Raw genomic sequence first — 16,136 nt, 5'->3', positions numbered from 1 at the left:
AATCGTGCTAATTTCGTGTATTAATATTCAAATTATGGGTGTAATAAAAGTAGAAGCTGTTTTCGATGCTGCTAAATCGAAAGTTTGGGAAGCATTAACAAATTCAGAAATTATGAAAATTTGGTATTTTGATATAGCAAATTTCAATTTGAATATTGGGAATAAATTCTCCTTTTATGAAGGTGAGAAAAAAGAATATCTTCACGAAGGTGAAATTTTGCAAGTGGAAGAAAATAAATTATTCCAACACACTTGGACACACCCAGAACAATCTAGTGGAACTTCTGTTTTAACTTGGAATATTGATGAGATTGATGGGAAATCAAAAGTAACATTGACTCACGAAGGTGTGGAAAGTTTTGCAGATGCTGGACCAAATTTTACTATTGCCAATTATGAAATGGGCTGGAATGCTTTAGTAAAAACCAATTTGAGAAACTACCTTTACGGAATTAAAAAAATAGTTTTCACTCAAGAAATCAATGCTTCTGCAGAAACCGTTTGGAATAAAATGTGGGATAAGAAATCATATACTGAATGGACAACGCCATTTTGTGCTGGAACTTATTTTACAGGCGAAATAGAATTAGGAAGCAGAATTCATTTTATTGCTCCAAGTTTTGAAGGAATGTATAGTGATGTGTTTTATCTTATTCCAAATAAATTGATTATTTTCAAACACATTGGAATGTTGAAAGATTTGAAAGAATTGCCAATTGACGCAGAAGCTGAAAAATGGACAGGAAGTTTTGAAACCTACAAACTAAATGAAGTTGAGGGAATTACAACCGTAACAGCAGAAATCGATTGTGTTCCAGAATACATTGATTATATGAACGAAAAGTTTCCATTAGCATTACAAGAATTAAAAAAAATATCAGAAAATAAATAAAAACCAAATAATGAAATCGCAAGACATTAGAAAAGCTTATCTCAATTTCTTTGAATCAAAAGGACATTTAATTGTTCCATCGGCACCAATTGTGCTTAAAGACGATCCAACCTTGATGTTTAACAACTCAGGAATGGCGCAATTCAAAGAATACTTTTTAGGAAACGGAACTCCAAAAAGTCCAAGAATAGCCGATACGCAAAAATGTCTTCGTGTTTCAGGAAAACACAATGATCTTGAAGATGTAGGTTTTGACACTTATCATCACACTATGTTCGAAATGCTTGGAAACTGGTCGTTTGGCGATTATTTCAAGAAAGAAGCATTGGATTGGGCTTGGGAATTTCTTACAGAAGTTTTAAAATTAGATAAAGACCGTTTGTATGTTTCTGTATTTGAAGGAAATCCTGCAGAAAATGTTGCTTTCGACCAAGAAGCTTGGGATATTTGGAAACAGTACGTTTCAGAAGACCGAATCATTCTTGGAAATAAAAAAGATAACTTTTGGGAAATGGGCGATCAGGGTCCGTGTGGTCCGTGTTCAGAAATTCATATCGATTTAAGAACCGATGCTGAAAGAGCTGCAGTTTCTGGAAGAAGTTTAGTAAATGCCGATCATCCACAAGTAGTTGAAATTTGGAACAATGTTTTCATGGAATTCAATAGAAAAGCTGATGGTTCATTAGAAAAATTACCAGCGCAACACGTTGATACAGGAATGGGATTTGAGCGTTTGTGCATGGCGATGCAAAATGTAACTTCCAATTATGATACGGATGTTTTCACTCCGCTAATCGAAAAAATTGAACAAATTACAGGATTAAAATATACTTCAAACGAAGTTAAAAACGTTTCAGAAGAACAAAATAAAACGAACATAGCTATTCGTGTAATTGTCGATCACGTTCGTGCCGTTGCGTTTGCTATTGCTGACGGACAATTACCATCTAACACTGGTGCTGGTTATGTAATTCGTAGAATTTTGCGTCGTGCGATTCGTTATGGATTTACATTTTTAAATACTAAAGAACCTTTTATCAATAAATTGGTTGAAGTTTTAGCGAATCAAATGGGCGAATTTTTTCCAGAAATTAAATCGCAACAACAATTGGTTACCAACGTAATCCGTGAAGAAGAAGCTTCGTTTTTAAGAACTTTAGATCAAGGTTTACAATTATTAGATAAAGTTGTTGCTGAAACATCAGGAAAAGAAGTTTTAGGTGCAAAAGTTTTTGAATTGTACGATACTTTCGGATTTCCAAAAGATTTAACAGCTTTAATTTTAAAAGAAAAAGGATTTTCATATAACGAATCAGATTTCGAATCGGAATTACAAAAACAAAAAGCGCGTTCTCGTGCAGCATCAGAAGTTTCAACTGAAGATTGGACCATTTTAATTCCAGGAAATGTAGAAACATTTGTGGGTTATGACCAAACTGAAAATGACGTGAAAATCACCAGAATTCGTAAAGTTGATTCTAAAAAAGACGGAATTTTATATCAAATTGTTTTAGACAACACGCCATTTTATCCAGAAGGTGGAGGACAAGTTGGTGATAAAGGAACTTTAGTTTCTGCAAACGAAACCATTGATATCATTGATACAAAGAAAGAAAACAACTTAATATTACATTTTGCAAAACAACTACCAGAAAATCTTGAAGCTGGTTTTGTAGCAAAAGTAAATACCGATTTAAGAACATCAACTTCCAAAAATCACTCGGCTACGCACTTAATGCATTTGGCTTTGAGAAACATTCTTGGAACTCATGTCGAGCAAAAAGGTTCGTTAGTAAATCCAAATTACTTGCGTTTTGACTTTTCTCATTTTTCTAAAGTTTCGGATGAAGAATTACGTCAGGTTGAAGCAAGTGTAAATGCTCAAATCGAGGCACAATTGAAATTGCAAGAATATAGAAATATTCCAATTCAAGAAGCTTTAGATAAAGGCGCAATGGCTTTATTTGGAGAAAAATATGGTGATTCAGTAAGAATGATAGAATTTGGCGAAAGCAAAGAACTTTGTGGTGGAATTCACGTAAAAAACACTGCTGATATTTGGCATTTCAAAATCATTTCAGAAGGTGCAGTTGCAGCAGGAATTCGTCGTATTGAAGCAATTACTGGTGATGCAGTGAAAGATTTCTACAAAAATCAAGAAAGTACTTTGGCAGAGATCAAAGAAACATTGAAAAATCCTCAAGATATTTTGAAATCGGTAGCTTCATTGCAAGACGATAATGCGAAGTTGAAAAAACAAATTGAGCAATTATTAAAAGAAAAAGTGGATGGATTAAAAGACAATTTACTTGCAGATTTTCAAGAAATAAACGGAATTAACTTTTTAGCAAAACAAGTTGATTTGTCAATGAGTTCAACTAAAGATTTAGCTCAAGCTATTGGAACATCTAAACCAAATTCATTCGTGTTTTTAGCTTCGGTTGAAGATGACGCTCCTAATATTCACTGCTACATTTCAAAAGAATTGGTTGCAGAAAAATCATTAAATGCAGGAAATGTAATCAGAGAATTAGGTAAATACATCGATGGAAATGGTGGAGGACAACCGTTCTTCGCATCGGGAAAAGGAAAAAATGTTTTAGGAATTAAGGAAGCTTTGGAGAAAGCGGTTGATTTTTTAATCTAAAAAACTACCAAAATAAAAATCACTTATAATTAATTAAATAAAAATGAAAAATATACTAAGAATAGCATTGTTTTTTTTATTTGTAAATGCTGCTTTTTCACAAGGCAACAACAATTTTCATATGCAGAATAACATGCGTAATATGCAACAAAATCAGCAAATTATGAGGCAGCAAGATCAAATGAGAATGCAGCAACAAAATCAAATGAGAATGCAACAACGACAAATGCAAATGCAGCAACAACAAATGAGAATGATGATGCAAATGCAAAGAAATCAGATATCAGCAGAGGATTTACTAAAAAAAGAAATTCTAAAAAAAGATAAAAAAGTAGCCAAAAATGCCGAAATGGCTCAAGAGGTTACGCAGTTAAAAAATGACCTAAGTCAAAGCCAAGATAAAGAGGCATCTGAAAAAATTGAAAAAAAGATTGAAAAATTAAATTCTAAGATTGCTAAAAACAATAAAAAAATTGAATCATCTTCTCAAACTATTACTGGTTTAAATGTTTCAATTCAAAAAAGAAATGCCGAAATAGAAAAAAAGAAATTGGAAATAGCCGCTAAGAAAGAAGAAAAAAAATTAGAAAAAGAAAGCAAAAAGAAAAGCAAAAAAGAAAAAAAAGCGACTAATTAATTTTTTTCAAACGTAAATGAATTTCACTATCAAAGTTCCAATTACAAAAAACAAAATCCTATAGATTATAATTCTAAAATTATTTCTATTGGTTCGTGTTTGCTGAGAATATGCGAGAAAAATTTGAGTATTTTAAGTTTCAGAATTTTGTAAATCCTTTTGGAATTATTTTCAATCCAATTTCTATTGAAAATTTTAAACTTAATGAAGAACTTGAAGAACTTAAGAATAAACTTGCTGTTTCTGATGATTCTAAAAAAGAAAAAAATACCAAAAAAATCGAAAAGTTGGAGAAAAATATAGAAGAGAATAAACAACAAATAGTAAACTCAAAAATGTTTGTATTGAGTTATAAAAAAGAGTAGCTTACCTTTAATTTATCCTACAATTTAATTACTTTATTAAAAAAATATCCGTTAATTTGGACACAAATAAATAAAACAATGAAAAAAACACTTGGTATCTTCGCCTTAATTTTGACAATTTTCACTTCATGTGAAGTTGAACCTATTGATCCTGCTCTATTGAATAACACTAATAACAATAGTGGTGGAAACAATAATGGAGGCGGAAACAACAATGGCGGTGGCGGTGGCGGAAGTAATACTCCGGTCTTACTTACAAAAGTTATTGAAACCCTTACCAATGGTGATGTAGAAACTACAGAATTTTTCTATAGTGGAACAAAAATTCTAAAATATACAAATACGTTTTCAAGTTCTGTTGAGGAAACTTCATATACTTATACTGGAGATTTAATTACTCAAGCAAAAACCACCTTAAATGGTGTTTTGTTAGAAACAGTAAATTTTGAATACGATACAAGTTTACGATTGAAAAAGTGTACAGGTATATATGGTACCACTGTCAATGTTACCAATTATACCTACAACACAAATGGCACTATTACATTTGTAACCAATGAAGGAAGTGATATTGTAGCAAATGGAACAATTTATGTAGCTAATAACCAAGGTTATAAAAAAGAAATTGTTTTCGATCCTGGAACATCTTTTGAATATACAGAGGTACAAGAAACCACTTTTGATAACAAAGTAAATCCTTTTATTAATGTAACAGGTTATTCAAAAATTGAATTAGAAACACCATCTGAGGTTTTAGGGTTTTCAGGTGTTGCAAATAATCCTGTGATGTTTAAAAAGAACAACGTAACTAGAGAGACGTCAACTTATACATACAACAGCAATAATATGCCACTAAATGAAGTTTTTACAGATTTAGTCAATTCAACTTGGAGTGGAACTTACCAATATTTTTATAATCAATAAATTATAAATAAGATTTTTAAATAATCCCGATGGTTTTTAACTGTCGGGATTATTTTTTATTATTACTTTTGACATTATAGATTTTTAATTTTTTTAGATAGATAAATGAATTTCACTACCAAAGTTCCAATTGCAAAATATCAAAATCCTATAGATTATAATTCTAAAATTATTTCTATTGGTTCGTGTTTTGCTGAAAATATGGGAGAAAAATTTGAGTATTTTAAGTTTCAAAATTGTGTAAATCCTTTTGGAATTATTTTTAATCCAATTTCTATTGAAAATCTTATAAACAGAGCTGTAAATAAAATTGAGTTTACAGAAAAAGACATTTTTTTTCATAACGATTTATGGCATTGTTATGAAGTTCATTCCCTTTTAAGTGATACTTCTTCAGAATTAATAGTACAAAATTTGAATAGAGTACTACATCTTTTTAGAACTCAAATTATTGAAGCATCTCATTTTATTATTACTTACGGAACGTCTTGGGTTTATCGACTTCGACAAGCTCAGCCTGACAGTTTAAGTATTGTAGCTAATTGTCATAAAGTAAAACAAAATCAATTTGATAAAGAAATTTTATCTGTAGAAATTATCGAAAAATCAATTGAGAATTCAATCAATTTAATTCAATCAATCAATCCAAATTGTAATTTTATTTTTACCATTTCGCCTGTGCGACATATCAAAGATGGATTTATTGAAAACCAAAGAAGCAAAGCGCATTTGATTACGGCAATCCAAAACTCGCAACTCGCAACTCGCAACTCGATATATTTTCCTTCCTACGAAATTATGATGGACGAACTTCGTGATTATCGATTTTATGCCGATGATATGCTACATCCAAGTCAGTCTGCTATCGATTATATTTGGATAAAATTCTTTGAAAACTACGTTTCTGAAAGTGAATTCGGATTAATGAATCAGGTTTGTGAAATTCAAAGAGCTTTAAAACACAGACCATTTAATCCAAATTCTGAAAGTCATCAAAAATTTTTAGCCAACCTTGAAGCTAAAATAGAACAACTTCAACAAAAATTGCCATTCTTGCATTTTAGTTAAAATACGTATTTTTTCGTATTTCCCTCGATTTGTTTAAGTTATAAGTTTGCCTTGTAACATTAAACAAATTAGTCATGCGTATAATCAGACTTGTTTTCGGATTAACATTCTTACTATTAATTTCTCCTGCAATCAATGCTCAAAAACCAGTTTTAACTGATGAAGAAGTCGTTGCTGAAACAGTAACAAAAGAAATTGATGAAGTATTTCAATCACAAGAATTTACAAAAAAGAAAAACAAAAAATTTGCCGACGTAAAAGGAACTATGGTAATTGATATTAGTGTAGTTCAAAATGGTAAAGTTGCTACTTTCTTCAAAGTTGATAGCGATATAAAGAATATTGACTTTATCAATTTTATGTCATCTTACATTTTAGATCACAAATTTCAATTCAAACTTCAAAAACAACAACGATATAAAATTCGTTACACTATTACCTTTTAATAACAACCTCTAAACATTATTTAACAATGAAAAAATTATCAATTTTAATGCTTTCCATTTGTATGATGGGAACATTGCAATCCAATGCACAATTTGGAAAATTATTAGGCAAAGTAACTGGCGGAGGAAAATCGGCCGGTAAAAAATCAGGAAATTTCTCTACAGTTTGGGAATCAGAATTTGATAACAAAGCTAGTAGATTGGCAGTAAATGATGGTGATGGTTCTTATATTCTTGGTACAGATGACAATTCTGCAACGGTATTAGATGCCAACGGAAAAATGTTATGGAGCGGTGATTATAAAAAACTTACCACAAACAAAACTAACAAAAGTGAATACCAATATGTTATTTGGAAAGAGAAAGGTGGTTACTTGTTCTTATTTGACGAAAGAAAAATGGGAACTGATAGAGTAGCTGTTTTAGATATTGCAACTGGAAAAGAGTTATGGAATTCTGAAGAATATCAAAACTTGATGCCTAAAGGAACAAAATCAGAAGATGGAGCTGATCAAGGCGAGTTGGAAACTGTAAAATACATTTCAGAGTTGGACGCTTTTTTAATTTCTCAAAAGGCTTCAGTAATATTAGTAAAAGCCAATACAGGTGAAAAAGTTTGGGAAACTAATCGTTTCAAAGGTGGTGTTGGAAAATACATTTACGATGCTAAAAGAAACGAAATTATCATGGTGAATTTCAAACCAACAGCTTTAGGAGCTTTATTCGCTGGATTCAAAAATCAGTTAGTAAAAATTAATGCTGTAAATGGTGAAATACTTTGGGATGCTACTTTCTTGGGAACAGTTGAGAAAGAATTGGTTACAAGAAGAGCTATTCTAGATTTGTGGATAAAAGGAGATAAAATCTACATGTATCTAAATGGTCTTCAGGTTTATAATATCAATAATGGTCAAAAACTTTGGGAAGCTATCTATGAAAACGATATGGATGGTGGAAAAGGTTTGTTCTCAAATTCAACAAACAAAAAATATTACAGAACTATTGCTGATCCAGTATTTGAAGAAAACGCAGTTTATTTAGTGATGTTAGGTACAAGAGATAGAACTAAATATGTTGAAAAGCACGATTTAGAATCTGGTAAATTATTATGGGCATCAGAAAAAATTACTGGAGCTTTTAGTATGCCAAACTTATACAAAACAGGTGATAAAATCATGCTTCAAATTGGAGGTAAAGTTCAAGTTCAAGAATATAGAATGGAAACAAGATCATCACCAATGGGTGGAACTTACAGAGAAAGCGTACCATACATTTACTGGGATTATAAAGCTCAAAAAAATGGAGTTTTGGCAATCGATGATAAAACAGGTTTAACATCATGGCGTTCTGAAAAATTCGATAAGAGAATCACTGATATAATTATTGATCAAGATAAAACAGCTTTTGTTGGTGATGGTGATGAGTTTTACGGATATGATATCGCGTCAGGAAAACAATTGTTTGATGTAAAACATAATGATGCAGGAGTAGGAAAAGCTTCTGATGTAATTGATTTTGGTGATAAAGTTGTTGTGCTTTCAGAAAAAGGATTAGCATCTTACAACAAAAAAGATGGTACAAGAGCTTATGCAACAGACAAAATTAGAGGCGTTGATTTCTTCTATGAAATAGAAGGAAATTACTATCTAAGAGATCAAAGAAATAGCAAAAATATTATTTATGGAATTGATATGACTAATGGAGAAACCAAAGGTTCTGTTCAATCTAAAGGTAAAGGAGGAAGCCCAAAATATGGTAGCGGAATCGACATTACTTCTGATGGTGAATTCATCTTCGCTTTCAAAGGTAAAAAAGTAGAAAAAATCAAAGTAAATAATTAGAGGTTATTACACTTTGTTGCTTGGGCTGTGACTTTGTTGCAGCCCATTTTTTAAATGAAATAATTATGAAATCGCCACTAACAACAAGTTTGTTGCAAACAAACACCAATGATTAAATAGGCGATACCATATGTTACCTCTAAAAAAATAAAATTTAAACATATGAAAAAATATCTATATCTATTCGCTATTTTGTTTGCTTTTTTTTCTGTTAATGCTCAACAGGTTCAATGGGCATCTAAGTTGATAAAATTTTCTTCCGATTTAGGTGGAAAACAATTCGGAATCAAAAGGATTTTAGGAAAACCAGATGTATTTCCACAAGGAGGTTACAGCGGTAATGCATGGACACCCAAAAATGCTTTAGATGGAAGAGAAACCGTTATTGTTGGTTTTGAAAAAGCGCAATCAGTAAAGCAAGTTGCTGTGTTTGAAAATCTTAATGCAGGTTGTGTGGTGGCTATTGCAGTTTCTACAGATGGCGAAAAGTTTCAATACGTTTGGTCAAGAAAACCCAATTATAAAACACCAATATACAGAACAACTTTAAATTCTGACAGAGCTTATTATTTTGGAAGAAAAAGAAGAAAGATTCAAGAAGTTCCCAATGTTTTTAATCCAGGAGTTGAATATGCTATTTTAGATAATTCGGTTTCGGGAGTAATTGCTGTTAAAGTAGAATTTAATTTTGCACTATTGCCAGGTCAAAAACAAATTGATGCCATAGGAATTTCTGATTCTGAGATTCCAATTGAAGTGAACATAAATTCAAAACCTGATTTTGAAAATTTGCCTAATGTTCAAAAAGTTGATTTAGCAGAGGTTATTCCTTCAACAGTTTGTATTTCTGAAGACGGAAATAAATTGTATACATCAATAAATATAACAGATAAAGAAGAAATTATTTCTTATTCAAAAAAAGCAGATTCGTGGACGAATAAACAAGTTGAATCACAATTAAATTCTGGCGATTATTATAATTTTGTTGATGTTGTTAATTCAAGTTTTGTTTTAAAAGGTGGTTCAACCTATACTCCAGGTTCTAATAACACTGGATTTGAAATTTTTAATTTGGTAGATGGGAAACCTCAATCTCAAGGACAAATAAAAGTAGCTGCTTACAACAGTTATGGAGATTTTTCAGATGCAACAATATCTAATGATAGTAAAACATTGATAATAGCTGTTGAAACCGATTTTACTCAAGGCGGTGTTGATCTTTATTTTGCCAATAAAAAAGAAGACGGAACTTATGGCATGTTGCAAAATATGGGTAAAGTCATAAATAGTGCAAACGATGATTTTACACCTCAATTATTATCTGATGGAAAAACGTTATTATTTGCTTCCAATGGATTTAGTACATTAGGGAATCACGATATTTTCGTATCGTATAGACAAGATGATACTTGGAAAAACTGGAGTGAACCAATAAATTTAGGAAGCAAAATCAACTCAGCCGAATTTGATGGGCAACCTTTTTATGATGAAAAAAATGAAATATTATATTACATATCAGCAGTAGAAGGCAAAAACCAAATCAATCAAGTTAAAATTTCTAAAGATGTTCTATTAAAGAAGAATTGATTTTATATCTTCGTTGTCAAATATATAATTCATGGCACGACAAACATCTACCGAGACCGATATTAAAAATGTAATGACTCCTTTGGTTCAAGCATTAATTCGCTCTGGAAAGATTATTTACCTAATTCTCTTTGCAATTATTGGTTTTTTAATCTACCAATTGGTTACTGTAAAAAAAGATTCATCTTCAGTAGAATACGATACGAATCTCATTCAAGAGCAAATTAAAAACGTAGGTAAATTAGTAGTTACCGAAGGACATTTCTCTCAAGTGATGACTTATAAAGATCAAAATAAGTACCTTGGAGATTTAATTTCATTTGACAAAAAAGCACTAGTAGTTATTAATGCAGATGTAACAGTAAGTTTTGATTTAAGTAAAGTGCAATATGACATTGATGCTCCAAACAAAACATTGACTATTACAAGTATTCCAAAAGAGGAAATAAAAATCAGTCCAGATATTAAATATTACAATGTAGATCAAAGTACATTTAACGAATTTACCGGTGACGATTACAATAAGATTAATAAAATTGCAAAAGAAAATTTAGCAAAAAAAATAGAAAAATCTTCTTTAAAATCAAATGCAAAAAACCGTTTGATAAGCGAATTGTCAAAAATATTAGTTGTAACTAATTCAATGGGTTGGAAATTACAATATAACGGAGAAGTAGTTAATTCTGATAAAGAATTTACTCAAAAAATAAAAGGATAAATACGCATTTATACGTATTGTTTTTTTAAAGCCATTAAGTCAAATTTGTATTGATTTAATGGCTTTTTTTATGATTTATATTCTCACTTTCTTTATACTTGTTTTGATGGTAGTACTCGTGTTTTTGATTTTTCAAAATTCAAAAATTGAGCAAAATCACCTATCTAATATCCGAAAATTAGAAGAAATAATATCTTCTCTAAATAAAAAGCAACTTTACCTTAATGAAAAAGTAGCTATCTCTTCCGATTATGATTTGAATTACAAAAATAAATTGAAGAACCTTTCAGAGGAAATCGTCGAGCTACAAAATGTGTTTATTAGCATTATTAATAAAAAAAATTAATAGTAATATTGATATAGTTATCATATATGTTAATTTTTTTGTTAATTTTAATCAATGCAAAATAAAATTTATGAATAAAATAAGTTACTTAATTATTTTTCTTGCCACAACAATTTGTTTATCTCAAAATGATAAAGAGAAGGATAGTTTACTAAATCTTACTAGAACTTCTAAATACGATACAGTAAGGGTTGATTGTTACAACAAACTTTTTTTTAGTGAAGTGTTTTCAGATGTTAAAGTTTCAAAAAAGTATTTTGAAGCAATGTTTTCTATAGCAAAACAAAAAAAATCCAATTATGCTTATGCAAAAGCATTCAATGCCAAAGGTGTTTATTTTGATATGTTAGGAAAACTAGATAGCGCCTACATTAGTTATAATAACGCAATTCATTATTCCAAAAAAGCCAACTTACTCTCTACAGAAGGCTCTGCATATAACAATTTAGGATTACTAGATTGGAACAAAGGAGATTTTTACAAAGCACTTAAAAATTACAACAAATCATTAGAGTTATTTGAAAAGATTGAGAACATAAATTATCAAGGAAATACATTAAGTAATATTGGATTGATTTATGATGAAATAGATGAGCCTAAAAAAGCCGAATTCTATTTAAAGAAAGCCTTAAATATTAGAAAAAAAGCCAATGATGATTATGGTCTTTCAGTTTCTTACGTAAATCTTGGAAAACTTTATGAAAAGCAAGGTAAATATCATATTGCGATTCAGAATTATGAAAAAGCGATTGTAATTAAGAAAAAAATTAATGATGACTTAGGAATCGCTATCGCTAAATATAACATGTCAACTTCTTTAATGAAGTTAAATAAATTAGATGAAGCACTTGCTGTTTTGAATGAAGCGGAGAAAATTTGCAAAGAAAATGAAGCTGAATCTAATATAGTTGAAAATGTTTATTCAAGTTTATGTCAGGCTTATTTGTTGAAAAATGATTTGAAGAAAGCTAAAGAATATAGTAGCAAATTGTATGTTATAACTCAAAAGAATAAAGATTTAGAGCGACTTTCTGTTTATTACAAAATAGAGTCAGAAATAGCATTAAAAGAGAAAAATTTTCAAAAAGCTTATATTTATTTAAGTTCAAAAGATTCACTAGATAAAATTACTAGTGGATTAGAAATAAAAAAAGCTATAAATCTTTATGAAGCTAAATACCAATCTGAAAAGAAAGAAAAGCAATTATTATTGGCCAAAAATGAGTTAATAAAAAAAGAGCTTTTAATAAAAAAGAAGAATACTCAATTCCAAATTTTGATTCTTATTTCCTTGGCATTAATAACGATTGGATATCTTATTTATCGTCAGCAAAAACTTAAAAACAAGCAGCAAGAACAAGAGTTTCAGCTAAAATCGGCTATAAAAGAAATTGAAGCACAAAATAATTTACACGAGCAGCGACTTTCCATCTCAAGAGATTTGCACGATAATATTGGAGCACAATTGACTTTTGTCATTTCGTCTGTAGATAATTTAAAATTCGGTAATCAAATAAATGATAATAAAATTGTAAACCAATTAACTAAGATTAGTGATTTTACAAAAGCTACAATAATTGAACTTCGAGATACCATTTGGGCAATGAACAAGGATGAATTTTCTTTTGAAGATTTGCGTTCACGAATTTTTAATTTCATAGAAAAAGCAAAAATAGCTAAAGAAGACATTGGTTTTGAATTTAAAATTGATGAGAAACTTGCCGAAATAAAACTATCATCAATTGTAGGAATTAATATTTATAGAACCATTCAAGAATCAATTAACAATGCTATTAAATATTCAAACGGAACTAAAATTTCTGTTGATGTAAAAAGTTTTCATAACAAAATTCAAATCGAAGTTAAAGACAATGGGAATGGATTTGATATAGAAAATATAGATTTCGGAAATGGTTTAAATAATATGAAAAAACGAATAGAAGAAATTGATGGAACATTCGAAATCAATACCTTACTCAATAAAGGAACAATAATCTCAATATTGATATGAAAGGACTCAAAAAGATTTTAACATTAGTATTTTTTATAGTATCAATTATTGGTTATTCACAAAATACTCAAGAAATAATAAATGATTTAAAAAAGGATTTACAATCAAATCCAGATGAGAAAAAACGTGCAATCATTTATTCTGATTTAACTTGGTATTACTCGAATATATCAATAGATTCTGCACTAGTTTATGGACAAAAAGCTATTAATCAATCTTTAAAACTTGGTGATTCAACAATTATTGCGCAAGCATATGGAGATGTAAGTACCGTTTACTTAAAAAAAGGTGATTACAATCAATCATTAAAATATTTGAAAAATGTATTGGCTATAAGGAAAGCAAAAAATGATGTTTTAGGATTAGCAAAAGTTTACTCAGGAATAGGACTTTTATACTACAATCAAAATGAATCTGATTTATCAATGAAAAATTATTTGATTGGTCTTGAGTATGCAAATAGAGCAAATGATGAAAAAGTTATACACAATATCAAAAATGCAATGTCTGGATTACTAGTTGATTTAAAAGACTATAAAAAAGCATTAGTATATAGCCAAAGTGCCATTAATTATTATGAAAAAATTAATGCAACAGCTACACTTTGTCCAATGTATATAAACAAAGGGAATATTTACTTAGGATTGAAAGATACATTAAACGCCTTAAAAATGTTTGAAAAAGGAAAACAAATTTGCAATGAAACAGGCAATAAGTTATTTCTTGCAAAAGCATTAAATAATATTGGTGTAATTCGAGTAGCTCAGAAAAAATTTGAAGAATCAAAAAAAGTATTTGATGAGTCCAAGAAAAGTACTGAAAATTTGAATTCTGATTTTATGGATTTTAAAATGAAACTCAATGATGTTGAAGTTTTAAATAGAGCTGAAAAATTCAAAGAATCTAAAGTTTTGTTGTTACAATTAAAAAAATATTTTGAAAAACAAAATGGCTTAGATAATCTTCTTCTAACCTATCAATATTTTATTCCAGTTTGCTCTTATCTGTCTGAAAAAGATAGCGTTGCTTTTTATCAAGAAAAATATTTGAAATTAAATCAAAAAATAAATGACTCAGAAGTACTAAAAAAAACAATTGAACTCGAAACCAAATATCAAACTGCAAAAAAAGAAAAACAATTACTGGAAAAAGATATTCAGGTAAAAAATAAAAATAATTTAATATTCTCATTAGTAGGTATTTCAATTTTTTTATTCCTTTTAGGATTATTGATTTATAGACAACAAAAACTTAAAAACAAACAGCAAGAGCAAGAATTTCAATTGAAATCTGCAATTGCTCAAATTGAAACTCAAAATCAATTGCAAGAACAACGACTTTCAATATCAAGAGATTTGCACGATAATATTGGAGCACAATTAACTTTTGTTATTTCATCAGTAGATAATTTAAAACACGGAAATCAAATTACAGACAATAAAATCGTAAATCAACTTACCAAGATTAGCGATTTTACCAAGTCTACAATTATTGATCTTAGAGATACAATATGGGCAATGAACAGCAACGAATTTTCATTTGAAGATTTGCGTTCAAGAATTTTTAATTTCATAGAAAAAGCAAAATCTGCCAAAGAGAATATAGATTTCAAATTCAACGTTGATGAATCTTTGCAAGATTTAAAATTTTCTTCACTAATTGGAATCAATTTATACAGAACCATTCAAGAAGCAATAAATAATGCTGTAAAGTATTCCGATGCAAATGAAATAATCGTTGATGTTAAAAATGTTTCCAATAAAATTCAAATCGAAATTCAAGACAACGGAAAAGGATTTGACATTGAAAATACCGAATTCGGAAACGGACTTTACAATATGAAAAAACGAATAGAAGAGATTGATGGAACTTTTGAAATCAATTCAATAATTAATAAAGGAACAAAAATTAGATTTGAAATTCAAAAAAAAGTATAATTATGATAAAAATAGCTATAGTTGATGATAATACCTTTCTTCAAAAAGCAATTCAAGATAAACTTGCTTTTTTTGATGATATTGATATAAAATTCAAAGCCAATCACGGTCAAGATTTAATAGAAAAATTAGAAAAAAACCACAACATAGATTTAATTCTAATGGATATTGAAATGCCTAAAATGAACGGCATTGAAGCAACAGAAGTTGTAAAAAATAAATATCCGCAAATCAAAATCATAATGCTTACCGTTTTTGATAATGACGAAAATATTTTTAAATCAATAAAAGCTGGTGCTGATGGCTATTTTCTTAAAGAAGTAAATCCACAAGATTTGTACAATGCGATTATTGAAACACTAAATGGTGGAGCAGCAATGACACCATCAATTGCATTAAAAACTTTAAAATTATTAAGAGAACCAATGGTTTTTGATAATTGTGAACCTTGCGAAGAAATCAACCTAACCAATAGAGAAGTTGAGGTTTTAGAACAATTAAGCAAAGGATTAAAATATAATGCAATTGCTGATAATTTATTCCTATCTGTTGGAACCATTCGCAAGCATGTGGAGAATATATATACCAAACTTCAGGTTCATAATAAATTAGAAGCTATTCAAAAAGCAAAAACCAATAAATTAATATAGATTTCTGATATTCAGAATATTGAATTCTTAAAAATACGCATTTTAGCGTATTTTTTTATGTTTTGTT

At 29.5% G+C, this 16,136-nt stretch carries 13 protein-coding genes; all 13 read left to right on the top strand.

What is annotated here, in order from left to right; all coding sequences use genetic code 11:
* Nucleotides 1–34 precede the first annotated feature (34 nt).
* Nucleotides 35–892 (top strand): SRPBCC family protein, encoded by an 858-nt coding sequence (locus ACYU7A_RS06715; RefSeq protein WP_460575177.1) that lies wholly within the window; start codon nt 35–37, stop codon nt 890–892.
* Between the two features lie 10 nt (nt 893–902).
* Nucleotides 903–3,539, top strand: coding sequence for an alanine--tRNA ligase (gene alaS / locus ACYU7A_RS06710; RefSeq protein WP_460575175.1), 2,637 nt, complete (start codon nt 903–905; stop codon nt 3,537–3,539).
* A gap of 43 nt (nt 3,540–3,582) precedes the next feature.
* Nucleotides 3,583–4,176, top strand: a complete 594-nt coding sequence (locus ACYU7A_RS06705; RefSeq protein ID WP_460575173.1) for a hypothetical protein — start codon at nt 3,583–3,585, stop codon at nt 4,174–4,176.
* Between the two features lie 110 nt (nt 4,177–4,286).
* Nucleotides 4,287–4,541 carry a hypothetical protein gene (locus ACYU7A_RS06700; protein WP_460575171.1) on the top strand — a complete coding sequence of 85 codons (255 nt, stop codon included), beginning with the start codon at nt 4,287–4,289 and terminating at the stop codon, nt 4,539–4,541.
* A gap of 78 nt (nt 4,542–4,619) precedes the next feature.
* A complete protein-coding gene (locus ACYU7A_RS06695) occupies nt 4,620–5,465 on the top strand; it encodes a hypothetical protein (RefSeq protein WP_460575169.1) in 846 nt (281 codons plus the stop codon).
* A gap of 105 nt (nt 5,466–5,570) precedes the next feature.
* Nucleotides 5,571–6,533, top strand: coding sequence for a GSCFA domain-containing protein (locus ACYU7A_RS06690; RefSeq protein WP_460575167.1), 963 nt, complete (start codon nt 5,571–5,573; stop codon nt 6,531–6,533).
* Nucleotides 6,534–6,607: 74 nt separating this feature from the next.
* The gene (locus tag ACYU7A_RS06685; RefSeq protein ID WP_460575165.1) at nt 6,608–6,979 is read left to right on the top strand and encodes a hypothetical protein; all 372 of its coding nucleotides are present in this window, start codon (nt 6,608–6,610) and stop codon (nt 6,977–6,979) included.
* 26 nt (nt 6,980–7,005) lie between these two features.
* Entirely contained in the window at nt 7,006–8,820 is a 1,815-nt protein-coding gene (locus tag ACYU7A_RS06680; protein WP_460575163.1) for an outer membrane protein assembly factor BamB family protein, read from the top strand.
* A 162-nt stretch (nt 8,821–8,982) separates the two neighbouring features.
* Nucleotides 8,983–10,407 (top strand): hypothetical protein, encoded by a 1,425-nt coding sequence (locus ACYU7A_RS06675; RefSeq protein ID WP_460575161.1) that lies wholly within the window; start codon nt 8,983–8,985, stop codon nt 10,405–10,407.
* A 73-nt stretch (nt 10,408–10,480) separates the two neighbouring features.
* The gene (locus ACYU7A_RS06670; protein ID WP_460575413.1) at nt 10,481–11,125 is read left to right on the top strand and encodes a DUF4230 domain-containing protein; all 645 of its coding nucleotides are present in this window, start codon (nt 10,481–10,483) and stop codon (nt 11,123–11,125) included.
* A 416-nt stretch (nt 11,126–11,541) separates the two neighbouring features.
* Nucleotides 11,542–13,482 carry a tetratricopeptide repeat-containing sensor histidine kinase gene (locus ACYU7A_RS06665; RefSeq protein WP_460575159.1) on the top strand — a complete coding sequence of 647 codons (1,941 nt, stop codon included), beginning with the start codon at nt 11,542–11,544 and terminating at the stop codon, nt 13,480–13,482.
* On the top strand, nt 13,479–15,419 hold the full coding sequence (locus ACYU7A_RS06660) for a tetratricopeptide repeat-containing sensor histidine kinase (protein WP_460575157.1): 1,941 nt from the start codon (nt 13,479–13,481) through the stop codon (nt 15,417–15,419). Before ACYU7A_RS06665 ends, ACYU7A_RS06660 begins: the two co-directional genes overlap by 4 nt.
* The gene (locus tag ACYU7A_RS06655; RefSeq protein WP_460575411.1) at nt 15,419–16,069 is read left to right on the top strand and encodes a response regulator transcription factor; all 651 of its coding nucleotides are present in this window, start codon (nt 15,419–15,421) and stop codon (nt 16,067–16,069) included. Before ACYU7A_RS06660 ends, ACYU7A_RS06655 begins: the two co-directional genes overlap by 1 nt.
* Nucleotides 16,070–16,136 lie beyond the last annotated feature (67 nt).

It is taken from the genome of Flavobacterium koreense, from assembly GCF_054776075.1.
The sequence above is the reverse complement of the archived record's forward strand: the minus strand, read 5'-3'. Positions and strand labels throughout refer to the sequence as shown.